The organism is Pseudomonas sp. Pseusp88, assembly GCF_047303955.1.
Lineage (GTDB): Bacteria > Pseudomonadota > Gammaproteobacteria > Pseudomonadales > Pseudomonadaceae > Aquipseudomonas.
Genome location: NZ_JBGLYM010000005.1, coordinates 333,749 through 357,376 on the forward strand (window position 1 = coordinate 333,749; position 23,628 = coordinate 357,376).

Genomic DNA, 23,628 nt, shown 5'->3' on the forward strand with positions numbered 1-23,628 from the left:
TATCAGAAATAACGCGTCGAAGCCTTCGCGAGCATGTCGGGTTGCCGCATCGCATGCTCCAACGGCTCACGCCCTCGCGAACTGCTTGCGATAGCTGCTCGGGCTGATCCCCACCAGATTGCGGAAATGGCGTCGGAAGGACTCTTCCGAGCCGAAACCCGCTGCTTCGACAATCTCCGTCAGACGCCGGTGCGAGGACTCCAGCAGTTCCTTGGCATAGGCGATGCGTTCGCCCAGCAGCCAGTCATAAGGCGTCAGCCCGGTGCTTTCCATGAAACTGCGGTGCAGGGTGCGGGTGCTGACGGCGGCGCGGTCGGCCATTTCCTTGATGGTGTGAGGATGCTGCAGATCGCTGCGGATCCAGTCCATCAGCTTCGATACCTGGCCATCACCGCTAGACACCAGCTGACGCGAGGCATATTGCGACTGGCCGCCGTCGCGATGGGGCGGGATGACCATGCGCTGGGCAACCATGTTCGCCACCTTGGCGCCATGATCGTTGCGTACCAGATGCAACATCATGTCCAGACCCGCCGCCGAGCCGGCTGCGGTGACGATATTGCCTTGATCGACATATAACTCGTTGGGCTGCACGGTCAGGCCGGGGTACATGCTGGCCAACAGATCGGTGTAGCGCCAGTGAGTGGTCACGCGCTGGCCTTCCAGCAGCCCGGCGGCCGCCAGGACAAAGGCGCCGGTGCAGATCGAGCAGATCCGTGCACCCCGGGCGTGGGCGGCCTGTAGCTGTTCGATCAGCTTCTGCGGCACCGCCGACTCAACCCCGCGCCAGCCCGGCACGATGATGGTGTCGGCGTTTTCCAGGAGCACTTCGCCGGGCGTGGGCACGATGGTTATGCCTCCGGCAGCGGTGATCGGACCCTCGTCGACCGGGTAGGTGGCGAACTCGTACCAGGGCACGCCGAGCTCTTTCCTTTTCAGGGCAAAGACCTCGACCGTGCAGCCAAATTCGAAGGTGCAGAGCTGGTTGTAGATCAACGCAACGACGAGATGATTTTTCATGGCGCGATGTTACCGGATATTGGCATTTGGGACAGTGGTTGGCCGTAGTTGTACTCGTTAACCTGATCCCTGTCAGCAACAGATCCAGTTATTTCAAATTATCTATGAATGGCGGCCGCGCAAGCCGGCCGAGGAGCGCACTCGTGTCGATCAACATTGGCATCTACGTTTTTGATGACGTTGAAGTTCTCGACTTTGCCGGTCCCTATGAGGTTTTCACGACGGCGACGCGTATGCACGCCCGTAACAGCCGCGATGACCGCGCGCTGTTCAATGTCTTTACCGTAGGGCGCAGCACCGCGCCGGTACGGGCTCGAGCCGGATTGAAAGTGGACCCCGATTACTCGATCTCCGATCACCCGCACATCGATTGCCTGATCGTGCCCGGTGGCGTGGTCAATGCCGAGCTGGAAAAGCCCGATGTGATTCGCTGGATCAGTGATCAGGCGGTACCCGAGCGTGTCGTGGCGGCGGTATGCACCGGGGCTTTCCTGGTGGCCAAGACGGGCAAGCTGGCCGGCAAGCAGGTCACCACCCATTGGGAAGATATCAGCGACCTCAAGGAGATGTTCCCGTCGGTGGACGTACTCAGCACCCTGCGTTGGGTCGATGAGGGCGCCTTCGTGACGTCGGCCGGTATTTCTGCCGGTATCGACATGAGCCTGCATATGGTCGAGCGCTTGCACAGCCGAGAGCTGGCCGAGCGCACCGCACTGCAAATGGATTTCGACTGGACCGAGAACGACTGAGCCATGCAGGCTGCACGGTTTCGGGGTTGCGGAGCCAGAGCATTGTAATGGTTGGCACGGATCGCCATCCGTGACCCTGAACCTGTGAGCATGCCCGGGCGCCGGGCTTGCCACCGCTGTTCTGAACAATATCCGGTAACCCGGACAGGCTCGCTTCGTTCCTGTGCATCCGTCGCCATGCGGGCCGGGAAGGGGCGGCCGCTGCGGTTTCCTTCGTGCTCCCGTGAGAGTCGCCCCATGAAAACCCACTTCTTCAAAGTCGTGCAGACCGTCGCGCTGCAAGGTTCGTTTTCCGAAGCCGCCGCCATTCTCGGCGTCAGTCAGTCCAACATCAGCTATGCCATCAAAGAGGTCGAAGACTTCTTCAACAAGCGCCTGTTCGTGCGCAGCCGCACCGGTTGCACCCTGACCCCCGAAGGCCAGGTGATCAACCAGACCCTGGGGCAGATCATGGCGACCCTTGAGCAACTAAAAAAAATGCCGTCGGCGGCAGTGTAAGCGTTCATTACTTCACCCATATCCAGGAGACCACCCTGGAATCGGCGATCGAGGCGCTGTCGCGGCTGCATCCGGAAGTGCACCTGAGTGTCGTGCACAGCAGCGAGCAGAACCCTTCGCTGGAGGTCCTGCACAAAGACTCGGCCGATATCCTGATCATGCCCAGCACCACGCTGGACGACCATCACCTTGAACACCATCACTGGCGCGATGACTACGTATTGGTCGCGGCGCGCAGCAAATGGCCGCAAACCCGCAACTTCTACGAACTGGTCCAGGCGATCCGTTATGTGTCCTGGCGTCATCCCGGCGTCGAGCGTCTGCACAGCCAGTTGGCTTCGGTACAGTTGCGCCTGATCCATCGCGGCGAGTTGAGCAACGTCGATACCTTGCTTGATCTGGTCGCCAAGGGTCATTGCCTGAGTATCCTGCCCAGGGCACTGTTGCCCGAGGCCGGTGGCGCTTTCGACTATGTGCAATTGCCGATCCCGGTCGAGCGACGCATCAGTGTCATCGCCCGACCGACTTCGTTGCTGTCCAATGCCGCCAATGCGGTGCTGGACATTCTCAAGAACAAGGCCAGTCAGTTATAGCTGTGGAAACCACGGCCGGTCTTGCGTCCCAGATAACCCGCCGCGACCATTTCCCTTAGCAGTGGCGCGGGGCGGTATTTGCTGTCATTAAAGCCATCGTAGAATGCCTGCATGATTGCCAGCAGGGTGTCCAGGCCGATCAGGTCGGCCAGTGCCAGGGGGCCGATAGGCTGGTTGCAGCCCAGGCGCATGCCGTCGTCGATGTCCTGGGCGCTGGCCAGGCCTTCCTGCAAGACCAGGATGGCTTCATTGATCATCGGCACAAGGATGCGATTGACCACGAAGCCCGGACGGTTGCCGGCGGTAATCGCCGTCTTGTTCAGGCGCGTGGCCATTTCCAGGGCCTGGAAGTGGGTCAGGTCGCTGGTCTGCAGGCCACGAATGACCTCGATCAGGCCCATCACCGGCACCGGATTGAAGAAGTGCAGGCCGATGAAACGCTCCGGATTATTCACGCTCGCGGCCAGTTGAGTGATCGACAGCGACGATGTATTGGAGGCAATCACACAGTCGGCGCTGACATGCTCAGCGATCTGCTTGAGCAGGCGCAGCTTGAGTTCAAGGTTTTCCGTGGCGGCTTCGATGACCCAGTCGGCGTCGTTCAGCGCTGCGTAGTCGGTGGTGCAGTGGATACGATGCAGCGCAGTGGCGGCCTCGTCTTCAGTGATCACCTGTTTGTTGACCTGACGCTCCAGGTTTTTGCGGATCGTCGCCATGCCACGCTCGAGCGCGGCATCGGAGATATCCAGCAGGGTGACGGGCAGGCCCGATCTGGCGCAGACCTGAGCAATGCCGTTACCCATGGTACCGGCGCCGATCACGGCAATATTGTGCAGACTCATGATGGTTCCTCCGTTCAGACCCGTTCAAACAGCACGGCGATACCCTGGCCACCGCCGATGCACATGGTCGCCAGCGCATAGCGGCCCTGGATCCGGTGCAGTTCATGGATAGCCTTGGTGGCAATGATTGCGCCAGTCGCGCCCACCGGGTGACCGAGGGAAATGCCCGAGCCGTTGGGATTGACCTTGTCCGGGTCGAAGCCCAGCTCGCGGGCGACGGTGCAGGCTTGGGCCGCAAAGGCTTCGTTGGATTCGATGACATCGAGATCGGCGACGGTCAGCCCGGCTTTTTCCAGGACCTTGCGCGTTGCCGGAATCGGTCCCAGGCCCATCATCGACGGTTCGACCCCGGCATGGGCGTAGGCGACCAGGCGGGCCAGGGGTTTGAGGCCTTGTTCACGGACCATGGTCGCTGTCGCCATGACCAATGCTGCAGCACCGTCATTGAGCCCCGAGGCGTTGCCGGCGGTGACCGTGCCGTCTTTCTTGAACGCCGGTTTCATTTTCGCCAACTGCTCGTCGCTGACGTCGCCACGCACGTGCTCATCCACCGAAAATTGCACGGTGCCTTTACGGGTAGCGATTTCCACTGGCACGATCTGACCGTTGAAGCGACCTTCGGCAATGGCACGGGCCGCGCGCTGCTGGCTGACCAGGGCCAGGGCATCCTGGTCCTGGCGTGTAATGCCGTATTGCTCGGCGATATTTTCCGCAGTGATGCCCATATGGATATTGGCGAATGGGTCGTGCAGAGCGCCGAGCATGTAGTCGATCGCCTGGATATTGCCCATGCGCGCGCCCCAGCGGGCTTGCGGCATGATGTAGGCGCCACGGCTCATGGATTCGCTGCCGCCGGCCAGCACGGCCTGGGCATCACCGAGCATCAGCGCTTGCGCCGCCGAAACAATGGCCTGCAGGCCCGAGCCGCACAGACGATTGACGTTGAATGCCGGAGTTTCCTTGTTCAGCCCGGCCTCGATGGCCACCACCCGCGACAGGTAGGCGTCACGCACTTCGGTGGGGATGACATGGCCCATGACCACATGACCGATGTGCCCGGCTTCAAGCCCGGACTGTTGCAGGGCGGCGCGGCTGACCTGGGTGCCCAGCTCGATGGGCGAGACGTCCTTGAGCGAGCCGCCGAAGCCACCGATGGCGGTGCGCAGCGCGCTGACGATATAAACCTCGTTATTGCTCATGTCGACTCCCTGGAACTGTTGTTGAACATAAAAGTAAAGACGCTTTCATAGCAGGCGGCGCAGTCTAGGGCGCGCATCCTGTCGGGGCCTATGTCGAAACTGTCCAGATCGTCTGGCGTTCTTTACCATTGGCACCCTCAGGGGTCGGCTCTGATCAAATAAAAAGGAAAACCGGGCATGCAGGAAAAGGATTCAGTCGCGGTCTATTACGTGCAGACCGTGACCTACGCCTTGCGCGAGCAGCCGTTGCGCCGCCAGGCCGTACTGGCCGAAGCGGGTATCGACGAAGCCGTACTGGGTCAGCCGGACGGGCGGGTTTCGGTCAGTGCATTTGCCCAACTGTGGCTGATTTTGCTGCGCGAGCTGGACGACGAGTTTTTCCGCCTCGACTCCCACGGCATGCCCCGGGGCAGTTTCACCCTGATCTGTCGTGGGCTGATTCAGGAACCCAACCTGGAAAAGGCCTTGCGCCAGTGCCTGGGCAACTTCGGTCTGTTCTTGCGCGACTTCCACGGCAATCTGGTGATTCGCGGCCAGCGCGCGATTATTTGTGTCGACAGCCGGGGCGAGGACGATGAGCGCCTGCGCTTCGGTGTGGAAACCTTCCTGCAATTGATCGTCAGCCTGCTGTGCTGGCTCAGCGGTCGGCGTATTGCGCTGGACCGGGTGCAATTGCAACACGGCCGCCCGCGCATGGCCGATGATTCACTGCTGTGGGGTTTTAACCTGACTTTTGGCGGCAATCGTACCGAAGTGGAATTTTCCAGCCACTACCTGCGCCTGCCGGTAGTGCAGAGCCTGGCCAACCTGAAAACATTCCTGCGCACCGCTCCGCACTGGCTGATCATCCGTTTCCGCAACCAGCAGGGCCTGGCCGCCCAGGTTTACCAGCGCCTGCGCAATAGCCACTACGGCCAATGGCCGACTTTGGTTGAGATGGCCAGGGAACTGCATCTGAGTCAGACCACTTTCCGCCGTCGACTGGAGCGCGAAGGCTGCGCCTTCCAGGAGATCAAGGACGAAGTACGCCGCGGCATAGCCCAGCAGAAACTACGCCAGACGCGCTTGAGCATCGGCGATATCGCGGTGATGGTCGGCTTCCAGGAGCCCAGCGCATTTCACCGGGCGTTCAAGAAGTGGACCGGGGAGAACCCTGGCAGTTACCGGGCAAGCCGGCCGGTGGAGGACGATGCGGGGTTGTGAGCCGCCGATGTGGGACCGGCTTCAGCCGGGAAGGCGTCTTTGCTGATTGAGAAAATGCCGCGAATGTACCGGCCTCTTCCTGGCTAAGCCGGTCCCACAGGTCTTGAGGCCACCAGGTCTTTTACAGGCCTTGCAGGCTCCGCTCCATCCGTGCCAGACCTTCCTCCAGCAGCGGCCGCGGGCAGCCGAAGTTCAGGCGGACATACTGTTTGCAGTCGTCGCCAAACTCAGGCCCGGCGCTGAGGGCGACCTTGGCCTTTTCCAGGAAGAACTTCTGCGGATTGACCAGACCCAGCCCCGAGCAATCCAGCCAGGCCAGGTAGGTGCTTTGCGGCAGATGCATGCGGATTCCCGGAAAGCGGGTTTTCAGGGCTTCGGCCAGATAGTCGCGGTTGGCCTGCAGGTAGGTCTGCACCTGAGCCAGCCATTCGCCGCCCTGAGCGTAGGCAACTTGCGTGGCTTCCAGGCCCATGGCGTTGACGCTGTCGACCATATCCAGCCTGCCGCTATTGAAGCGATGACGCAGTTCCGGGTCCTGGACGATAGCGAAGGCAGTCTTGAGCCCGGCGATGTTATAGGCCTTGCTCGCTGACATCAGCGTGATGGTACGTCGCGCCAGCTCCGGGCTCAGGGAGGCGATCGGCGTGTGCCTGCGCCCGTCGAACAGGATGTCGGCATGGATCTCATCGCTGATGATCAGAGTGTCGTGGGCCAGACAAGCGTCGCCGATCTGTTGCAGCTCCTCGCGGCTGAACACCTTGCCCAGCGGGTTGTGCGGGTTGCTCATGACGAAAGCACCGGCACCAGGCAGGACTTTCTTCAGGGCGGTGATGTCGGTGTGGTATTCACCCTTGGCATCGGCGCTGAACGGCAGGTCGACCCGCGGCAGGCTCCAGTTGGCAGCGCACAGGAGCAGGGGCGAGTAGTTGGGCGTCTGCACGATCACTGGCTTGCCGGGGCGAACCAAGGCATTGAGGGCCATGTTGACGCCGGGCATGACGCCGGGCAGGAAGATCAGTTCCTGGGGCTCAACCTTCCAGGCGTAAGCACTCCAAAGATGCTCGACCAGGGTCTGGCGCAGGCTGTCCTGAGCCACGCAGTACCCGAGCATAGGGTGCTCAAGACGTTTTTGCAGGGCGTCGATGATGACCGGGGCAACCGGGAAATCCATGTCGGCGACCCACATTGGCAATACGTCGGCGGGATATTGGCTCCACTTCTTGCTGCCGGTGGCGTGGCGGTCGATGACGGTATCCAGATTCAGGGGCATAGCGGTCTCGATGGGCAGGGGCGGATGTTTAGATCAAAAGCAGCAGGTTAACGCTGTGCTCTACCATGGTCCACCTGCAAATGGACTTGTTGCAGGTGTATAAAGCATCGTTGATTTCCAGCGAATATTTCGCTGATACCGTGCTGTCCCGTAGCAAACACCGGATTCACAGGAGCGGCCGGGCGGCGCTCCTAAAGTTTTCATTCCACGTCAGGTCCCGGATCTGATACGACAGGAGGCAACCATGACCGGCGTCCACCAATCCGCGCAAAAAGGTTTTTCCACCCAGGCCACTACCTACACCCAGGGCCGACCTGACTATCCAGAGGGCCTCAAGACCTGGCTGACTGAAGATCTGGGCATAGGGGCCGACTCGACAGTAATCGACCTTGGCGCCGGCACCGGCAAGTTCACCCGTCTGCTCAGCGCCGTCAGCCACGATATCCTCGCCGTCGAACCGGTTGCCGAAATGCGCACCGAGTTCGTCAAGAGTCTGCCGGACCTGAGCATCCTCGAAGGCACCGCCGAAAAGATTCCCTGCGACCCGCAAACCGCCGATGCCGTGACCTGCGCCCAGGCCTTTCACTGGTTTGCCAGCGAAGCGGCCCTGGCCGAGATTCATCGGGTGCTCAAACCCACCGGGCAGTTAGGGCTGATCTGGAATGTGCGCGACGAGTCGGTGGACTGGGTCGCTGCAATCACCGAGATCATCACCCCTTATGAGGGCGATACACCGCGTTTCCATAACGGCAAATGGCGCGAAGCCTTTACCGGGCGTTATTTCTCCGAACCGCAGTTGAGCTGTTTCAGCTACAGCCATAGCGGCACGGCCGAGGAGGTGATCATCAAGCGCTTCATGTCGGTGAGCTTTATCGCTGCGCTCCCTGCCGAGCAGAATGAGGACGTGGCCCGACAGCTGCGCCAGTTGATTCATAGTCATGCGGCCCTGCGTGATCAACAGATCATTGCGTTCCCGTATCAGACCCAGGCCTATCGCTACCGGCGTCTGCCTTGAGGTTGTTCAGGTCGTCTGTGCCAGTGGCTCGGGATGCTGCTGTTTGATCATCTCGATAAAGGCAGTCAGGTTCGCTGAGCGTGCGCCATGGCGCCAGATAAGCCAGATGGTGCGGTAGCGAAAGGCCTGGTTGAGCGGATAGGCATTGACATTGCGGCTGCCCGGCATGCTCTCCAACATGCTGCGCGGCACGATGGCCACACCTGCGCCGGCAGTCACACAGGCGAGGATGCCGTGGTAGGACTCCATTTCGAAGATCTTGCCCGGCATCGCTTCATCGGCTTTGAACCACTCCTCGAAATGTCGCCGGTAGGAGCAGTTGGAGCGGAAGCCATAGACGGTCTTGCCGTTGACATCCTGGGCGCGGTTCACTGGCACATGGCTGGCAGCGGTGATCAGCAGCATTTCTTCGTTGAAGACTTCCACGCCGTCAAGATCCGGGTGATGCAGCGGACCATCGACCAAGGCCGTGCTCAGTCGCCCGGAGAGCACGCCGTCGATCATGTCGCCGGAGGGCCCGGTGGACAGGTCCAGTTCGACTTTCGGATAGCGTTGATGGAATTCGGCGAGGAGGGCGGGCAGACGCACAGCCGCCGTGCTTTCCAGTGAGCCGAGGGCGAATATGCCCTGGGGTTCAGTGCCCGAGGTAGCCTGGCGGGCTTCGTCCACCAGATCGAGAATGCGACGGGTATAGGTAAGGAAAGTCCAGCCGGTAGCGGACAGACGCAGGCGCAGTTTCTCCCGGATAAACAGATCCACGCCCAGTTCCTGCTCCAGCTGCTTGATTCGCGTGGTCAGGTTGGAGGGCACCCGATGCAGGCGCTGAGCGGCTGCGCTGATACTGCCTTCCTCGGCGACGGCCTTGAATAGTTCCAGTTGGGTCAGGTCCATGCTTTCTCCAGGGAAGAAAGAGTTATTTAAAATCTTTCATAAAGACGTAGGAAGCGCAAAGCCTATCAAATATTTCATCGCTACCCGGAATAAGGTGCTTGTGCAGGAGCTGCCGAAGGCTGTGATAGCGGGGTGTCAGCCAACCCTGTTCGCAGCTTTCGGCAGCTCCTGCAGACCGTGCCCCGGAGGGCCAGGCACAAAAAACCTCTAGCCACCTGCCATGACTGGCAGACGGCTAGAGGCCGGGGTTCACGCGTGCAGCAGGGTTTCAGCGATTCTTAGAACTTGGCTTCCACATCCAGTTGCAGGGTATTGGCGTCAGCATCGCGGCGAGCGGTGTTGGCGAAGTCAGCCTTGGTCAGGAAGTAGGTCGCGCCGACAGCGAAGTTCTTGTCGATGTCGTAGCCCACTTTCAGCTTGTGACCACGGGAACCGGTAGTGCCGTTGGCGAAGTCGGAATCGGTAAAGGCGCCAACCACTGCGTTACGCTGAGTATCGCGGTAGTTGTAGTCCAGGTTGAAACCGAACACCTTGGTTTTCACACCGGTCAGCCAGCCAGTGTCTTCGTCGCTGTCGGTGGCGTTGTTGACCACGTACTGGCCATAGAGGGACAAAGGCACGGCCAGCCCGTTGATGTCCACCTGACCGAAGCCTTCCAGAAGGCGGAAGCGGTTGGTGTTGTTGCCGTTGACCGCCAGGGCCGCGGAGTCCTTGTCGTTCTGGTACTGATAGACGCTGCCGCCAGCGGTGAACTTCAGCATGTCGATCGGTGCGAACTTGATGCCCAACTGGCCAGCGTTCAGACGCAGGTCGTTTTTGAACTGGGTACCGTCACCATCGATGTTGTCCTTGAGGGTGTAGTTACCGGCGCTGCCGAACAGCTCGAAGTTCTTGCTGATGGGCAGGCTGTAGGTGGCGGCCAGACCTTCCGGCATGATGTCGCTATCCCAGATGATATCGCCCATGCTCACCCACGGCTGGTTCATTTTGCCGCCGATGATGTGCAGGTTCTTGATCGCGTCCGGGTGGTAGTCGATGTAACCCTGGTCCAGCCACAGGTCTTTCTTGACGAAGTAGCCGTCCAGATCCTGGTTGGTGGAGCGGGCATCGTTGCTGCCGCCAGTGGCGATACGGATACCGGTGCTGACTTGCGGGTTGATCTCGGTGTAGGCGCCCAGGCGGGCACGAATACGCTGGCGATCCTTGTCCTGGGAGTTGGTCTGGCCATCAATCTTGATGGTCTCCTGACGAACGCGTACGTCACCCTTGAACTGAGTCTTGGCGGCCCAGGCCACTTTTTGCTCGAAAGCGCTCAGGTCCGAAGCCTTGCTGCTCGCAGCGGCGATGGCTTGCTGTTGCTGCGCTTGAGCGGCCTGATCCTTGCTCAGCTCTGCTTGCAGTTCCGCATATTGGGCTTGCGAGATCGAACCGTTGGCCTTGAGCATTTCAAGAAGTTTTGCATCAACAGCGGCGTTGGCCGGAACACTCGCGGCCAGTAGCAAACCACCGCACAGGGCAGCCACAGTCATTTGGGTAACACGTTGCATATTAATCTCCATAGCCGAGAAAGCTCGATAATCGTCCCAATAACTACTGCGAAAATAGAGCGCGGTAGATAGCAACTCATGGGATGTTGAAAGCAGCGGCAGTATTGCGAGTCATTGTGATGGGTTGATTGCTCTGACATGACAAACTGATGACGATTACTCCTCTGAAAGCCTTGTTCTAGAGCTATCTATAAAAAGATCCGTCGGATTTTTATGCGAATTATTCTTGTTTTTCTAGCTGGGTTTATATAAATGCAGGCGATGAACTTGCCATGTCTTTTTGTGCGAATCGTTGCTTGCATAACAAAAAATAAATAGGTATGAGGCAAGATAAAAAAACCCGCCGAAGCGGGAATAAATCTGCAAGGGAGCGCATTTAGGATGAGTGCTTAATTATTAACATTTGATGATGATGGAATTAACTTGTATTTCATTTGACTCGATAGTTCACCACGAGCTACGGGCGCGAAAAGCAGGTTTCTGCATTAAAGCGTCGACTGTCATGGAAGCTTCATATTTCAGGGATAGCCTTTTGCCTTCATCCCAGCCCGGCTGATCCAGCATGCACGCCGAACATTTCCCCTTCATGCGTCCAAAACTGCCTCGCGATCACCGTTGCGCCGGTGACCTGTGCAAGGAAGTGCCGTCGATCGACTCCGACAGCACCAACAGTCTGGTCATGGAGTTCTTTACTTCACAGAAAGACATGGTGTGTCTGGCGGTCGTAGAGAAGGGGCGGCCGATCGGTTTGATCAACCGCAATATCTTCCTGTCGCAGATGAGCAAACCCTTTCATCGCGAGCTGTACGACCGCAAGAGCTGCATTGCCTTCATGGACAAGGAGCCCTTGGTCGTCGATGCTCAGATGAGCATTGAAGAGTTGACCTTCAAGACCGTCGAATATGGCGAGAAGGCCCTGGCGGACGGTTTTATCGTGACCCGCGATGGCGTCTTTGTCGGCCTGGGCAATGGCCTGCAACTGATGGCGGTCGTGGCGGCGATGCAGGCCGAGAAGAATCGCCAGATGATGCAGAGCATCGAATACGCCAGCGTGATCCAGCGCGCCATGCTGCGGGCTTCCCGGGATGCGCTGAAGTCGACCCTGGATGACGCGGCGCTGGTCTGGGAACCACGGGATGTGGTCGGCGGCGACTTTTATCATTTCTGCGCCTATCCCGACGGCTGGTTCGGCGCCATTGCCGACTGTACCGGCCACGGCGTCCCCGGCGCCTTCATGACGCTTATCGCTTCGTCCTCTTTGACTCAGGCCCTGGTCCAGTTGGGGCCGCGCGACCCAGCTCAGTTACTGTCTGCGGTGAACCGCAGCGTCAAGGAGCTGCTGGGGCAGGTCAAGGGCGTGGACGAAACCCCGGAGTCCGACGACGGCCTGGATGCTGCGTTCTTCTGGGTCGATAACCGCGATCACGTACTTAACTTCGCTGGCGCGCGCATGTCGCTGTACGTGCTGCAACCCGACGCCGACGAGATGGACACCATTGCCGGGCAGCGCATGGGCGTGGGCTATGTCGACAGCGATCATGACTATTGCTGGGCCGTCAGTACCGTGCAGATGCGTACCGGCAGCCTGGTGTTCATTGCCACCGATGGCATGACCGACCAGATCGGCGGGCCAAAGAAGATCGCCTTCGGCCGGCGCAAGGCTTTTGAAACCATTGTGCAGCACCGCAACAAGCCGGCGATCGACATTGGCAGGGAGCTCCAGCGCACGCTGGCTGACTGGCAGGGAGACCAGGCTCGACGCGACGACCTCACCCTATTTTGTGCCCGTCTTAGGAACAAGCATGATTAAGATCAATCCGGCCAGTCAGGAAAACAGTTTTTTCGACCTGGCCCAACAGCGAAACGTGATTTTCTATCACATGGGGTATTTCTCTCATCACATCGTCGCGGCCATGGCTGAAGTGGTGAAGTTGCAGCTGGAAATCTCCGGGGTCAACGGGCCGACCCGGCGCAAGCTGTTCTCGTCCTTCGTCGAGTTGTCGCAAAACATCATTCATTACTCGTCGGACCTGTTGCAGCAGGCGCCTGACCTGCGCCAGGGCGCGGTGTGCATCAGCGCCGAAGGCGAGCGTCACGCGATGCTGTGCGCCAACCCGATCGCTACCCGCGACGTCGAACGCCTGCGCGAGAAACTCGAACCGCTGTGCCACATGTCTCTGGATGAAATAAAACAGGCTTACAAAGTGTCTTTGCGTGCCGAAACACCGGCGGACAGCAAAGGCGCAGGCCTGGGTTTCCTGACCATGGCCCGGGACGCCAGTGCGCCGCTGGAATTCAGCTTCCACCCGCGCGCGGACGATCCAGAGACGACACTGTTCTGCCTCAAAGCCACCATCTAAGAAGCCACGCCTGAAAAGAGTGACCTGTGAGCCATGGAAAATTTCTACATTGAAGCAACCGCAACGTCGCCGGAAGTCGACTTTCGCTTTGACCAAGACCTGCTGGCCATGAAAGGTGAGTCCTACCCGGAAAATGCCGCAGCGTTCTACGCACCCATTGTCCAGCAACTGCGCGAGTACCTGGCCAGCCGCGATGGCGCGCAGATCACTGCAAATATCGCCCTGGCGTACTTCAACAGCTCCAGCACCAAGATGCTCTTCAGTATTTTCGATGCCCTGGATCAGGCCGCCCAGATGGGTAACCGGGTTGAAGTGAACTGGTATCACGATGAAGAAGACGAGACGATCTTCGAATTCGGCGAAGAGCTGAAGGCTGACTTCACCGCCATCATTTTCAACGATCACGCCATCGCCAGCTAAGAGGGAAAACGGTCATGCCTGTTCCGGCAACTTCTGTCAGCATCCTGGGCGAGCCCGTTCCGGACTTGTTCAAGAGCGAAACCGACGCCATCGAGCACGCCCGCTCGATCCTGGCTCTGCCTCAGGCAGATGCGTCGCTGTACAGGCAGTCCCTGGCCGACATGACCGCGCATTTCGAGCGTCTGATGCGCGAAACCCGGCGTCTGATCGGCCGCAGCGACCGTGCCGAGCGCGAGATGAACATGCTCAACGCCCAGTTGCAGACCCTGGCCCGGCAACTGGAATACCGCGCCACTCACGACGCCCTGACTGGCGTGCTGAACCGCGGCGCGATCATCGAATTGGCAGTGGGGGCCTTGAAGAAAAGCGGTGCGGCCCTGATCGTGCTGGATATCGACCACTTCAAACAGGTCAACGACGAGTTCGGTCACCCGGCGGGCGATGCGGTGATCCAGGGCATCGTCGGCTGCCTGCATCGCATCATGGGAGACGGCGGCCTGATCGGCCGGGTCGGTGGCGAAGAGTTCACCGTACTGATTCCGGGCGGTACGCTGGAGGAGGGCTTTCGCCTGGCTGAAGACCTGCGCGCAGCCATTGCCGGGCACGTCTATCAACATCCGGTGAACCGCGCCATCACTGCCAGCTTCGGCGTCAGTGCCAGTCCTGCCGGAACCAGCTTTGACAGCGCCTACGGGGCAGCGGATACCGCGCTTTACCAGGCCAAGCGTTCCGGACGCAATCGCGTCGATGTGGCTGTTGATACGTCGGGCTGAAACGGGCTGATATTTCATATGCTAAAAGTGAATATATAAATCGTTATAAATTCCTTTCGGTCATATTCGTTTTTCCGGATCATTTGCTTTCTGAGGAGAGTTGACCCTCTCTGTCGATTGCCGGATACCTGGATATGAATGAACGACCTGGGAACGCCGCGACGTTACTGACCCTGCCGCAGGGCGAGAAAAACCCTCTGTCTGTGCGGGCCAAGGCGCTGGTCTTTGCGGATCCGCGTTCGCAAGCCTTGCTCGACTATCTCAAGCGCATCGCCCCGAGCGAAGCCCCCGTGCTGATCAATGGCGAAACCGGTACCGGCAAGGAACTGGTGGCGCGTTTCATCCATACCGCCAGCGGACGCAAGGGCGCCTTTGTTGCCGTCAATTGCGGTGCGATCAGCGAAAGCCTGGCCGAAAGCGAGCTGTTTGGTCATGAGGCAGGATCCTTCTCAGGCGCCACGGGACGGCGTGCCGGCTGGTTCGAAGAGGCCGATGGCGGCACTCTGTTTCTTGACGAAATCGGCGATTTACCGCTGCCACTGCAGGTCAAGATGCTTCGCGCCCTGCAAGAGCAGGAGATCGTCCGGGTCGGTTCGCGCAAGCCGATCAAGATCGATATTCGCCTGGTCACGGCGACCAATATCGATCTGCAAAAGGCGGTGGAAGCCGCGACCTTCCGCCTTGATCTGTTCTACCGGATCAACGTCGCCCAAGTGCAACTGCTGCCATTGCGTGAGCGCCCTCTGGACGTCATTCCTTTGGTGGAGCACTTCCGCTGTGTCTACAGCCAGCGCTTGAAGATCGCCGAGCCCATGCTCAGCGAAGCAGCCGTCAGCGCGCTGTTGGCGTACCCCTGGCCGGGCAACATCCGCGAGTTGGAGAACGTCGTGCATCTGGCGTTGCTGGTGGCGGGGGACAAGGTCCTGCGGCCCGAGCACCTGAAGTTTTCTGCTGGGCTGTCGTCCACCTCGACTGGCACCGAGCGGATCTCTCGGGTGCCCCAGGAGATCATCCGCGAGCAATTGCAGCGGTTATTCGAGGTGCCTGGGGAGACGCTGTTGTTCGACCTGGAAGACCTGATCGTGCGCGAGTCCTTTGCCCATTGCAGCTTCAATCAACTGCGCACCGCCGAGCTGCTGGGTATTACCCGCAATGCCATGCGCACCTTGCTGGTCAATCATGGGATGCTCAAGGGCAGGGCCAAGGCCGTTGCTGACGAATGAAGGTGGTTGGAGCGAGGCTTGCCTGCGAAAAAATCAGCACGGTATGCCTGATTCACCGCGTGGACCGTTCGCGCGCAAGCCTCGCTCCATCGATTTGCTCCTGCCGGTTATCGCCGCAACAATGGCAATAACTCCGCGCCCAGATGAATCGCCTCTTCCAGATGCGGATAGCCCGACAGGATAAAACTGTCGACCCCCAGTCCGCGGTATTCCTCGATGCGCTCGGCTACCCGCTGATAACTGCCCACCAGCGCGGTACCCGCGCCACCCCGGACCAGGCCCACCCCGGCCCATAGGTTGGGCGAAACCTCCAGTTCCCGCACGCCGTGACCGCGCCCGCTAAGCAGCTCGCTCTGCCGGGTCTGGCCCACCGATTGATAACTGGACAACTGTTGCTGAGCACGATCGATGGCATCCTTCGGCAGTTCCTGCAACAGCCCGGCCACGTGGGCCCAGGCGGCTTCGTCGCTGGCCCGGGCGAAGACATGCAGGCGCAGGCCGAAGCGCAACATTCGACCCTGGGCGGCAGCCTTTTCCTTCATGAGTCGAATACGCTCGGCGACCATCGCCGGTGGTTCGCCCCACATCAGATAGGTTTCTGCGTGACTGGCGGCGACGCCTTCGGCCGCTGCTGAGGCGCCGCCAAAATAGATGGGTGGTAGCTGCGCATGTTGCTGGCCCGGACCTTGCTGGCCGCCGCGATAAAAGCGCCCGTGATGCAAATGGCCCTCACCGCGCCAGGTCGCACGCAATACGTCGAGGAACTCGGCGCTGCGGTCGTAGCGGTCGTCGTGTTCGAGAAAGTCACCCAGGGAGCGTTGCTCAAAGCGACTGGAGCCACTGACCACGTGCAAAGCCAGGCGATTGTTACTGAGCAGTTGCAGGGTTGCCGCACGTTGAGCGGTGTAGGCGGGCAGCTCAAGGCCGGGGCGTACGGTGAGGAGGAATTTCAGGCGGCGCACTTCCTGGGCCAGTACCGCAGTGATCAGCCAGGGGTCTTCGAAACCGCTGGCGGTGGGCACCATGATCGCGTCAAAGCGCGCCTGTTCGGCGGCCCGCACCACCTGGCGCAAGTAATCCAGGGTCGGCGGGCGTTCGCCTTCCTGGAACAGGCCGATTTTCGGCAGACCGCTGCTGGTCAGGTGGCGACCATCGCCGTTGGTGGGCAGAAACCAGTTGAGCTCCAGGGCAGATTGATCAGGCACGGTATCGCGACTCCTTGCGCAGGCCACAGGTTTCCAACAGCGGTACCACCTGCTCGGCAAAACGCAGGACTGCTCGTATCGGCTGTTCAGCGCTTATTACCACATGGCCAATACCCAGTTCATGCAGGGTTTGCAGGCGTGCTGCACACTGCTCGGGCGTACCCACCAGAAACACCGTGCCCCCCGTTTCAGGCTGCCAGAGGTTGGGATGGATCTCCAGGCGCCGGGTTTCGGCGAAGGGGCGGGCCAGATCGCTGACCCGAGGATCGGCCGCGGGCGCTGTCACGCCCAGGCTTGCCAAGTGCTGCTCGGCCTGGCACCAGGCCTGATCCTCGCTGTCGCCAAGGATCAAGCCAAGCTGACATGCCAGGCTCAGCGCGCGGCCATGGGCCACGGCCGAATCTCGCAGACGCTGGATTTGCCGAGCCAGTGCAGGCAAGGGCGCAAGGCTCAGCAGGCACTGATCGGCAATCCGCCCGGTCAGCTCGGGATCCTGGCTGGCGTCGAGCAGCAAGGGCGGGGCGCAAAGGTCGCGGTGGGCGATACCGGCGTTTTCCAGCTGGAAATAGCGCCCCGTATGGTTGAACGGCTCATTGAGGGGCGCCAGCAGACGACTAAGCAGAGCCAGGTATTCGCCGATGCGCTCATTACGCTGGTCCCGATTGAGAAACTCGCCAAAGGCGCGATAGGCGCTGTTGCGGCCACTGTCCGGCAAGTGCAGGCGAATACGCTGCTGGCTGATGGATTGCAGGCTTTGCAGCGTACTGGCCAGAGCCGCCGGGAGCATGACCTCCGGGGCGACGCTGACAGTCAGGATCAGCTTGCGGGTATGAGCGCACAGGGCCGCAGCGACGCCCAGGCTGTCCGGCTGGCCTGGGCCATTGCCAATCCACAGGCCCTCAAGGCCAGCATATTCCACGGCCAGGGCCAGCTGAATCCAGTCGCCCGGTCGGGCCTGCCACTGGCTGAGGGTGTCGTCCTGCATGGACGGTAATTGCCAGCTGAATTCAAGGGGCATCTATCAGCCTCGTCGATGAAGTGAATAACGCCTGCAGAGGGCGGTCGCTCATACGATATCTTTGTGGGAGCGAATTTATTCGCGAAGGGGCCGGTACATTCGTTGGAGATGTATTGCCTGCGCCGACGCTTTCGCGAATGAATTCGCTCCCACACATTTTGCCTGTGCACTTCAGGGTCTGAAGGGTAACGCCAACAGCGGTTTCAGCGCAGCATTGGCATCGGCTGAAGGCACTGTCGCATCGAACGGGCTGACAGTCACATAACCCTTGCCCAGCCATACGGCTTCGTCGTCCTGCTGCGCCGGGCTGGCGGCCGGGGTGTATTGGAAGGTGATCCCCGGCTTGCCCGCCGCAGCGGGAAACAACTTGCCGATATCCTCAGCGTAGGTGGCTTCAAAAGGGGTATAGCTGCCGATCCGGGTCAAACGTGCGCCTTTGATCGCGGTCAGCAGCGGGAAATTGATATTCAGGCCGACGCCCTTGGGCAACAGGGCACCGTTGGCCTGGCGATGACTGTCGAGGCTTTGGACGATCTGCCCGACCAGCCTGGCCACCTGCTGTGGATCTTTCTCCTTGAGATCAGTGCTGACCGCCAGGCTCGGCACGCCACTGAGCAGCGCTACGCGTGCGGCATTGAAGGTGCCGGAAGCGCTGTTGATCGCGCCCAGGTTATTGCCAGGGTTGGGGCCGATGATCACCAGGTCCGGATGGGGCATGACTTTTTTCAGGCCCATCAGGATCGCCATGACCGGCGTGCCGCTGATGCGGATATCCACGTTCTTGCCGCTGCAATCGATGCTGACACAGACGCCTTTCTCAGTCGTGGTCAGGTAGTAGCTGTCCGCAAAGGCCGGGTCGCTGTCCTGGCCGACTTCCACGGCGCGGCCAAAAAAGAACGCGCCGCCCCGGGCGCTTTGATCGGAAAAGGGCGCAGCTATCTTGACGGTATGTCCCTCGGCCTTGAGCGTCTGGTACAGCGCGCGGATATTCGCGTGCTCGTAGCCATCGTCATTGCCCAGCAGAATATTCAGGGCAAATGCCGGGGTGCTGCCCAGGCACCCGGCAAATATTACCGCTAGCGGCAGTGACTTCATGAAGCCACCGCATCGGCGACTTTGCGCTCCGACAGAGTATTGGCCGGACGTCGCAGACCGAGGTTTTCCCGCAGGGTGGTGCCTTCGTATTCAGTTCGAAACAGCCCGCGACGTTGCAGCTCGGGGATGACCTGATCGACAAACAGCTCGATGGCTCCCGGGAAATAAGGGAAGAACACGTTGAAACCGTCACAGGCCCGGGCCTGGAACCAGGCTTCGAGGGTATCGGCGACATCCGTGGCTGTGCCGATAACCGGATTGCCTGCAGCCAGGTGCAGGTAGAGCTGGCGAATGCTCAGGTTCTTGCTGCGCGCCAGTTCCAGCACTTTGTCGCGACGGCTGCCGCGCTGCCCCGGTTCGGTGTATGGCAGCGGACCATCGAGGTCGTGGCCGGACAAGTCGATATCGTCGCCCAAGGTATCGGCCAGCAGGCGCAGGCCCAATACCGGATCGATCAAGGCCTGGAATTCCTCGAACAATGCCTTGGCCTGCTCGCGGGTGTCGCCAATGAACGGGGTGATGCCGGGCAGGATCTTGATGCCGTCCGGATCACGACCCAGAGCGGCGGCGCGGGACTTGATATCGCTGTAGAACGCCTGGGCTGCAGGAATTTCGTGGCTGGCGGCGAAAATCACTTCGGCGACCCTGGCCGCCAGTTGCTTGCCCGGTTCCGAGGCGCCAGCCTGTACCAGCACCGGATGACCCTGAGGCGGACGCGCCACATTCAACGGGCCGCGCACGGAAAAATGCGTGCCCTTGTGGTTGAGCACATGGAGTTTCTCTTCATCGAAATACAGGCCGCTTTCCTTGTCGCGAACGAAGGCATCGTCCTCCCAGCTATCCCACAGCCCTTGCACCACATCGTGGAATTCCTCGGCGCGCTGGTAGCGATTGCCGTGGTCGATATGTTCCTCGCGGCCGAAGTTCCAGGCTTCGTCGCTCACCACGGAAGTCACCAGGTTCCACGCCGCGCGGCCCTTGGACAGGTGATCCAGGGACGCGAACTTGCGGGCGATATGGTACGGCTCGTTGTAGCTGGTTGTGGCCGTGGCGATCAGGCCGATATGACTTGTCACCGAAGCCAGGGCCGCCATCAGGGTCAGCGGTTCGAAATGCTCGGCCCGTGCTGTGCGACTCAGGGCATCGAGGTGATGGCCCCAGACTGCGACCACGTCGGCGATGAACAACGCATCGAACTTACCGCGCTCGGCGGTCTGGGCAATATGTTTGAAGTGCTCGAAATCCTGGCTGGCATCGGCCTGTGCCAGGGGATGGCGCCAGGCGGCGACGTGATGGCCGCTATTGGCCAGGAATGCACCCAGTTTGATCTGGTCGGTACGACGACTCATGACAGTTCTCCCTCGAAGGAAAGGCCCTTGCCGCGCCTGGGCGGCAAGGGTGGGCAGGGCTTAGAAGTTGTAGGTCACGCCGGTGTACCAGTAGCCGCCGGTGGTACCGTACGGCGAGAAGGTGCCGTAGGGGAAACCGCCGGAGGCGCTGGCCAGGTTGGTGCGCTCGGGGTACTTGTTGAACAGGTTATTGGCACCGGCGTTGAGGGTGATATTGCTGGTCAAGTGGTAGTCGACGTTGAGGTCGGTGATCCAGGCCGCGCCGTGGGTGATGTCGTACTGGGCGGCGGTGCCGTACTCGGTGTACTCGCCGTAGCGGGTCAGGTTCAGGCCCACGGTGTACTTGTCGATATCCCAGGTCGCACCCAGCAGGGTGCGGGACTCCGGCGTGCCGTGCTTGAGATTGCCCTGGCGCTGACGGTCATAGCCACCGGTCGGGCCGAGAGCCGCCTGGGCGACGCTGGAGGCGTGGATGCTGTCGATCTCGGTGGTGTTCCAGTTAAAACCCAGGGTGTAGCGCAGGCGGCCGTAGGCGCCCAGATCCTGGCGGTAATCGCCGACGATATCGACGCCACGGGTGGTAGTGTCCAGGGCGTTGGTGAAGTAGGTCACCGCCTGGTTCGGGTTCAGCCCGGCGTTGGCGAGGATCTGCTGGATCGCCGGCGTACCGCCCAGGTAGCCGGTCTGAGCGATGCGGTCGCGAACCTTGATCTGATAGGCATCCAGCGTGAGGCTGGTGACATCGCTGGGTTGCAGGGTCAGGCCGAGGCTGTAGTTAGTGGATTTCTCCGGTTTCAGAGTCGAGGCACCCAAGGCCTTGGCGACATCGGAGTCGACGGCGACGTTGCGATAATCAAACAGGTTGCCGTTGACTGAGGTCTGTGAGGTCGAGCTGTAGATCTGCTGGGCCAGAGAAGGCGCGCGGAAACCGGTGCTGGCGGTACCACGAATCGCCAGGATCGGCGTCAGTTGGTAACGAGTCGACAGTTTGCCGTTGGTGGTCACGCCGGAGCCATCGTTGTAGTGCTCGTAGCGCCCGGCCAGGTCCACATGCCATTTGTCGGTCAGGTCCTGGCCGATCTCGCCGTAGCCGGCATAGCTGGTCCTTCCGCGCTCGGCGGCGTCCGCTGGCGTGGTGCCGGCGCCGGAGATGGTTCCTGGCGCGATCAACGCGCCGTTGGTGCCGCGGGTGAATGGACCACTGGCGTAGGACTCATAATCACCCTTGCCGATCTTGTAGCTTTCATAGCGTTGCTCCAGGCCCCAGGAAATCTGCGTCGGCCTGGCCAGGCCCAGGTCGAAGGAACGGGTCAGGTCGAGGTTGTTGGTCCACTGGCTGAAGGTCTTTACACCGGTGTCCACCGAGGTCGGCGAATTGGCGCCGTAGCTCAGGTTATAGGTGTCGCGCAGGGTCGCTTCGGCGTGGTCCTGGCCGTAGGTGGTAGACAGGTCGTAGTCCCAGCCCGCCGCCTGGCCTTTGTCACCGAAAGTGAACTGGAAGTCGTTTTCGATGAAACGCAGGGTGTCTTCCTTGCCCTCCGGGTAAGGGGTGGCAATACCGTTGAAGCTCGCCGGCTGGTGGAACGCCAGGGGTTTTTCCGAGTTGCGCCGGGTGTAGGTGGCGTTGGAGTAGAGGGTCTGGTCGCCGATGGGCAACTCGGCGTTGTAGCCCAGGCTGAAGTTGCGCGCTTCGGGCAGACCGGTGCCGTAGTAGGTGTGCTGGCTGCTGGTATTGCCGGCGGCATCGGTGTAGGGCGCCGCGTCGGAGCGGTCGGAGACCCGTTGCTTCTTCACGTCCAGGCCCAGGTTGATGAAGCCATCGTTGGGCAGGGCCAGGCCGACGTTGCCGGTCTGGCGCACGGTCTCGCCGTCGCCGTTTTCATAGTTCTGGCCGTAGGTGGTGGAAAGGCTGCCACCGTGGTCCTGTTGCTTGAGGACCACGTTGATCACGCCGCCGATGGCGTCGGAACCGTACTGCGCCGAAGCGCCGTCACGCAGGACTTCGACATGGTCCACCAGGGCGGTAGGGATCATGTCCAGGTCGACCGGTTGCGAGCCGGAGTTCAGCGAAGTGGCGTTGTTGAGCAGCGCGCTGTTGTGACGGCGCTTGCCGTTGACCAGTACCAGCACCTGATCGCCATTGAGGCCGCGCAAGGTGATAGGCCGTACCACCGAAGTTGAACCGAAACCGGAGGACGCGGGCAGGTTCAGCGATGGCAGCACCCGGCTCAGGGCACGAGTCAGGTCACCTTGCCCGGTGGCTTGCAACTGGCTGCCTGAAATCACGTCCACCGGCGACGGGCTTTCGGCCAGGGTGCGGGCCTGGCCTCGGTTGCCGACAACGACCACGGTGTCGAGGGGGTTATCGTTCTTGTCGGCGGCCAGAGCAAGGGTGCTGTAACCGGATGCTTCGCAGACGGCGAGAAACAACAGCGAATGGGTGAACAGCTTGCGGGAAGACCGGGCGGAACCGGCGGCGATGTTGCTCATGTAGATGAAACTCCAATGGGTCTGCGGTCGGTACCCTGTTGGGTTGCCGAGCCACCTCGATGGCTGACTCACGTTGCTGTGGAGCAAGGCGTAAGAGTCGTGCGTTAAGTGGGGTGACGGCTTGTTGCCGGGCTGCCGCGTCGAACGGACGGCCTTGCGGTCTCAAGCTCTGGTACTGCACTAGAGCAAGCGCTGTGCCAGCCATTAAAAGTCTTTTTTATCAATTGGTTACGGTACATGACTGGCGTGGATTGGTGTTTTTCTAACAGCTGTAGATCAGGCTGTTGGTTTTTAGCCAGTACGCTGTTGGATAAACATAAGCACCAGCCCGTAGATACGTCGGTTCAGCGCATGGCATAGCCCTTGCTCCTGCCAGGGCATCGTATTCAGCTTATGGAGATGTCCATGCCGCTTCCCGGCCCCCGCAATTCCCTTACCGATATTCCCGGCCTGTTGGTGGGCCACGCCGAAGACACTGCCGCGCAGACCGGAGTGACGGTGATCCGCACCGCTGGTGCCTGGACCGCCGGGGTGGATATTCGTGGCGGTGGCCCCGGCGGGCGCGAAACGGCGGCCCTGGAGCCGCAGAATATGGTCGGCCAGTTGCACGCCCTGGTGTTTTCCGGTGGCTCGGTATTTGGCCTGGGCGCGGCGGATGCGGTGGCGGCAGCGTTATCTGCCGAGGGGGTCGGCCTGCAGTTGCACGCTGGCGCCCCGGCGATTCCCATCGTGCCGGCGGCGGTGCTGCATGACCTGGCCAATGCCGGTAATAAGCAATGGGGATTGGAACCGCCGTATCGGCGCCTGGGTTTTAGCGCCTTGAATGCCGCCGGCGAAGAATTTGCCGAAGGCCGGGTGGGTGCCGGGG

The 23,628-nt window shown here is 60.6% G+C and carries 22 protein-coding genes; 11 read left to right on the top strand and 11 right to left on the bottom strand.

The window, feature by feature from the left end; all coding sequences use genetic code 11:
- Positions 1 to 66: 66 nt before the first annotated feature.
- The gene (gene ftrA, locus ACCD02_RS09815) at positions 67 to 1,020 is read right to left on the bottom strand and encodes a transcriptional regulator FtrA (protein WP_413300782.1); all 954 of its coding nucleotides are present in this window, start codon (positions 1,018 to 1,020) and stop codon (positions 67 to 69) included.
- Positions 1,021 to 1,163: 143 nt separating this feature from the next.
- On the opposite strand from ftrA, the gene ACCD02_RS09820 reads away from it, so the two are divergent.
- The 3 genes from ACCD02_RS09820 to ACCD02_RS09830 all read left to right on the top strand — a co-directional run bounded on the left by ACCD02_RS09820 (position 1,164) and on the right by ACCD02_RS09830 (position 2,860).
- Entirely contained in the window at positions 1,164 to 1,769 is a 606-nt protein-coding gene (locus ACCD02_RS09820) for a DJ-1/PfpI family protein (protein WP_413300784.1), read from the top strand.
- A gap of 237 nt (positions 1,770 to 2,006) precedes the next feature.
- Positions 2,007 to 2,267: a LysR family transcriptional regulator gene (locus ACCD02_RS09825; protein WP_413300786.1), complete on the top strand. Its 261-nt coding sequence runs from the start codon at positions 2,007 to 2,009 to the stop codon at positions 2,265 to 2,267.
- 35 nt (positions 2,268 to 2,302) lie between these two features.
- Positions 2,303 to 2,860 (top strand): LysR substrate-binding domain-containing protein, encoded by a 558-nt coding sequence (locus ACCD02_RS09830; protein WP_413300862.1) that lies wholly within the window; start codon positions 2,303 to 2,305, stop codon positions 2,858 to 2,860.
- On the opposite strand, the gene ACCD02_RS09835 is transcribed toward ACCD02_RS09830, so the two are convergent.
- The gene (locus tag ACCD02_RS09835) at positions 2,851 to 3,702 is read right to left on the bottom strand and encodes a 3-hydroxybutyryl-CoA dehydrogenase (RefSeq protein WP_413300788.1); all 852 of its coding nucleotides are present in this window, start codon (positions 3,700 to 3,702) and stop codon (positions 2,851 to 2,853) included. The genes ACCD02_RS09830 and ACCD02_RS09835 overlap by 10 nt on opposite strands.
- Positions 3,703 to 3,716: 14 nt before the next feature.
- On the bottom strand, positions 3,717 to 4,901 hold the full coding sequence (locus ACCD02_RS09840) for an acetyl-CoA C-acyltransferase family protein (RefSeq protein WP_413300790.1): 1,185 nt from the start codon (positions 4,899 to 4,901) through the stop codon (positions 3,717 to 3,719).
- Positions 4,902 to 5,078: 177 nt separating this feature from the next.
- Here ACCD02_RS09840 and ACCD02_RS09845 point away from each other — a divergent pair, with 177 nt between their 5' ends.
- A complete protein-coding gene (locus ACCD02_RS09845; protein ID WP_413300792.1) occupies positions 5,079 to 6,104 on the top strand; it encodes an AraC family transcriptional regulator ligand-binding domain-containing protein in 1,026 nt (341 codons plus the stop codon).
- Positions 6,105 to 6,225: 121 nt separating this feature from the next.
- Here ACCD02_RS09845 and ACCD02_RS09850 read toward each other — a convergent pair whose 3' ends face one another.
- Positions 6,226 to 7,374, bottom strand: a complete 1,149-nt coding sequence (locus ACCD02_RS09850; protein ID WP_413300794.1) for a MalY/PatB family protein — start codon at positions 7,372 to 7,374, stop codon at positions 6,226 to 6,228.
- 244 nt (positions 7,375 to 7,618) lie between these two features.
- On the opposite strand from ACCD02_RS09850, the gene ACCD02_RS09855 reads away from it, so the two are divergent.
- On the top strand, positions 7,619 to 8,389 hold the full coding sequence (locus tag ACCD02_RS09855; RefSeq protein WP_413300796.1) for a class I SAM-dependent methyltransferase: 771 nt from the start codon (positions 7,619 to 7,621) through the stop codon (positions 8,387 to 8,389).
- A gap of 6 nt (positions 8,390 to 8,395) precedes the next feature.
- On the opposite strand, the gene ptrR is transcribed toward ACCD02_RS09855, so the two are convergent.
- Together ptrR and ACCD02_RS09865 are read right to left on the bottom strand one after the other, a co-directional pair.
- Entirely contained in the window at positions 8,396 to 9,280 is an 885-nt protein-coding gene (gene ptrR, locus ACCD02_RS09860; RefSeq protein WP_413300798.1) for a putrescine utilization regulator PtrR, read from the bottom strand.
- Between the two features lie 278 nt (positions 9,281 to 9,558).
- Positions 9,559 to 10,827 (bottom strand): putative porin, encoded by a 1,269-nt coding sequence (locus tag ACCD02_RS09865; protein WP_413300800.1) that lies wholly within the window; start codon positions 10,825 to 10,827, stop codon positions 9,559 to 9,561.
- Positions 10,828 to 11,389: 562 nt separating this feature from the next.
- Here ACCD02_RS09865 and ACCD02_RS09870 point away from each other — a divergent pair.
- The 5 genes from ACCD02_RS09870 (at position 11,390) to ACCD02_RS09890 (ending at position 15,603) form a co-directional block, all read left to right on the top strand.
- Entirely contained in the window at positions 11,390 to 12,637 is a 1,248-nt protein-coding gene (locus ACCD02_RS09870; RefSeq protein ID WP_413300802.1) for a SpoIIE family protein phosphatase, read from the top strand.
- The gene (locus tag ACCD02_RS09875; RefSeq protein ID WP_413300804.1) at positions 12,630 to 13,187 is read left to right on the top strand and encodes a SiaB family protein kinase; all 558 of its coding nucleotides are present in this window, start codon (positions 12,630 to 12,632) and stop codon (positions 13,185 to 13,187) included. Before ACCD02_RS09870 ends, ACCD02_RS09875 begins: the two co-directional genes overlap by 8 nt.
- A gap of 33 nt (positions 13,188 to 13,220) precedes the next feature.
- Positions 13,221 to 13,607, top strand: a complete 387-nt coding sequence (locus tag ACCD02_RS09880) for a DUF1987 domain-containing protein (RefSeq protein WP_413300806.1) — start codon at positions 13,221 to 13,223, stop codon at positions 13,605 to 13,607.
- A gap of 14 nt (positions 13,608 to 13,621) precedes the next feature.
- The gene (locus ACCD02_RS09885) at positions 13,622 to 14,380 is read left to right on the top strand and encodes a GGDEF domain-containing protein (protein ID WP_413300808.1); all 759 of its coding nucleotides are present in this window, start codon (positions 13,622 to 13,624) and stop codon (positions 14,378 to 14,380) included.
- Between the two features lie 134 nt (positions 14,381 to 14,514).
- Complete coding sequence (locus tag ACCD02_RS09890) at positions 14,515 to 15,603, top strand: sigma-54 interaction domain-containing protein (protein ID WP_413300810.1); 1,089 nt, start codon at positions 14,515 to 14,517, stop codon at positions 15,601 to 15,603.
- Positions 15,604 to 15,710: 107 nt separating this feature from the next.
- Here the strand turns inward: ACCD02_RS09890 and ACCD02_RS09895 are convergent, their stop codons facing one another.
- The 5 genes from ACCD02_RS09895 to ACCD02_RS09915 all read right to left on the bottom strand — a co-directional run bounded on the left by ACCD02_RS09895 (position 15,711) and on the right by ACCD02_RS09915 (position 22,760).
- A complete protein-coding gene (locus ACCD02_RS09895; protein ID WP_413300812.1) occupies positions 15,711 to 16,808 on the bottom strand; it encodes an LLM class flavin-dependent oxidoreductase in 1,098 nt (365 codons plus the stop codon).
- Positions 16,801 to 17,826, bottom strand: coding sequence for an LLM class flavin-dependent oxidoreductase (locus ACCD02_RS09900; protein ID WP_413300814.1), 1,026 nt, complete (start codon positions 17,824 to 17,826; stop codon positions 16,801 to 16,803). The genes ACCD02_RS09895 and ACCD02_RS09900 overlap by 8 nt, the downstream gene beginning before the upstream one ends.
- A gap of 171 nt (positions 17,827 to 17,997) precedes the next feature.
- Positions 17,998 to 18,921, bottom strand: coding sequence for a 5'/3'-nucleotidase SurE (locus ACCD02_RS09905; RefSeq protein ID WP_413300816.1), 924 nt, complete (start codon positions 18,919 to 18,921; stop codon positions 17,998 to 18,000).
- A complete protein-coding gene (locus ACCD02_RS09910; protein ID WP_413300818.1) occupies positions 18,918 to 20,270 on the bottom strand; it encodes an LLM class flavin-dependent oxidoreductase in 1,353 nt (450 codons plus the stop codon). The genes ACCD02_RS09905 and ACCD02_RS09910 overlap by 4 nt, the downstream gene beginning before the upstream one ends.
- A 60-nt stretch (positions 20,271 to 20,330) precedes the next feature.
- Positions 20,331 to 22,760 (bottom strand): TonB-dependent receptor plug domain-containing protein, encoded by a 2,430-nt coding sequence (locus ACCD02_RS09915; protein ID WP_413300820.1) that lies wholly within the window; start codon positions 22,758 to 22,760, stop codon positions 20,331 to 20,333.
- Positions 22,761 to 23,165: 405 nt separating this feature from the next.
- On the opposite strand from ACCD02_RS09915, the gene ACCD02_RS09920 reads away from it, so the two are divergent.
- A partial coding sequence (locus ACCD02_RS09920; RefSeq protein WP_413300822.1) for a P1 family peptidase occupies positions 23,166 to 23,628 on the top strand: 463 nt, incomplete at its 3' end.

Bases quoted from the DNA above. Each gene is read 5' to 3' on its own strand.
- ACCD02_RS09840 (WP_413300790.1), bottom strand. From the start codon at position 4,901: ATGAGCAATAACGAGGTTTATATCGTCAGCGCGCTGCGCACCGCCATC.
- ACCD02_RS09880 (WP_413300806.1), top strand. From the start codon at position 13,221: ATGGAAAATTTCTACATTGAAGCAACCGCAACGTCGCCGGAAGTCGAC.
- ACCD02_RS09855 (WP_413300796.1), top strand. From the start codon at position 7,619: ATGACCGGCGTCCACCAATCCGCGCAAAAAGGTTTTTCCACCCAGGCC.
- ACCD02_RS09850 (WP_413300794.1), bottom strand. From the start codon at position 7,374: ATGCCCCTGAATCTGGATACCGTCATCGACCGCCACGCCACCGGCAGC.
- ACCD02_RS09845 (WP_413300792.1), top strand. From the start codon at position 5,079: ATGCAGGAAAAGGATTCAGTCGCGGTCTATTACGTGCAGACCGTGACC.
- ACCD02_RS09915 (WP_413300820.1), bottom strand. From the start codon at position 22,760: ATGAGCAACATCGCCGCCGGTTCCGCCCGGTCTTCCCGCAAGCTGTTC.
- ACCD02_RS09865 (WP_413300800.1), bottom strand. From the start codon at position 10,827: ATGCAACGTGTTACCCAAATGACTGTGGCTGCCCTGTGCGGTGGTTTG.
- ACCD02_RS09870 (WP_413300802.1), top strand. From the start codon at position 11,390: ATGCACGCCGAACATTTCCCCTTCATGCGTCCAAAACTGCCTCGCGAT.
- ptrR (WP_413300798.1), bottom strand. From the start codon at position 9,280: ATGGACCTGACCCAACTGGAACTATTCAAGGCCGTCGCCGAGGAAGGC.
- ACCD02_RS09835 (WP_413300788.1), bottom strand. From the start codon at position 3,702: ATGAGTCTGCACAATATTGCCGTGATCGGCGCCGGTACCATGGGTAAC.
- ACCD02_RS09825 (WP_413300786.1), top strand. From the start codon at position 2,007: ATGAAAACCCACTTCTTCAAAGTCGTGCAGACCGTCGCGCTGCAAGGT.
- ACCD02_RS09905 (WP_413300816.1), bottom strand. From the start codon at position 18,921: ATGAAGTCACTGCCGCTAGCGGTAATATTTGCCGGGTGCCTGGGCAGC.
- ftrA (WP_413300782.1), bottom strand. From the start codon at position 1,020: ATGAAAAATCATCTCGTCGTTGCGTTGATCTACAACCAGCTCTGCACC.
- ACCD02_RS09885 (WP_413300808.1), top strand. From the start codon at position 13,622: ATGCCTGTTCCGGCAACTTCTGTCAGCATCCTGGGCGAGCCCGTTCCG.
- ACCD02_RS09910 (WP_413300818.1), bottom strand. From the start codon at position 20,270: ATGAGTCGTCGTACCGACCAGATCAAACTGGGTGCATTCCTGGCCAAT.
- ACCD02_RS09900 (WP_413300814.1), bottom strand. From the start codon at position 17,826: ATGCCCCTTGAATTCAGCTGGCAATTACCGTCCATGCAGGACGACACC.
- ACCD02_RS09890 (WP_413300810.1), top strand. From the start codon at position 14,515: ATGAATGAACGACCTGGGAACGCCGCGACGTTACTGACCCTGCCGCAG.
- ACCD02_RS09875 (WP_413300804.1), top strand. From the start codon at position 12,630: ATGATTAAGATCAATCCGGCCAGTCAGGAAAACAGTTTTTTCGACCTG.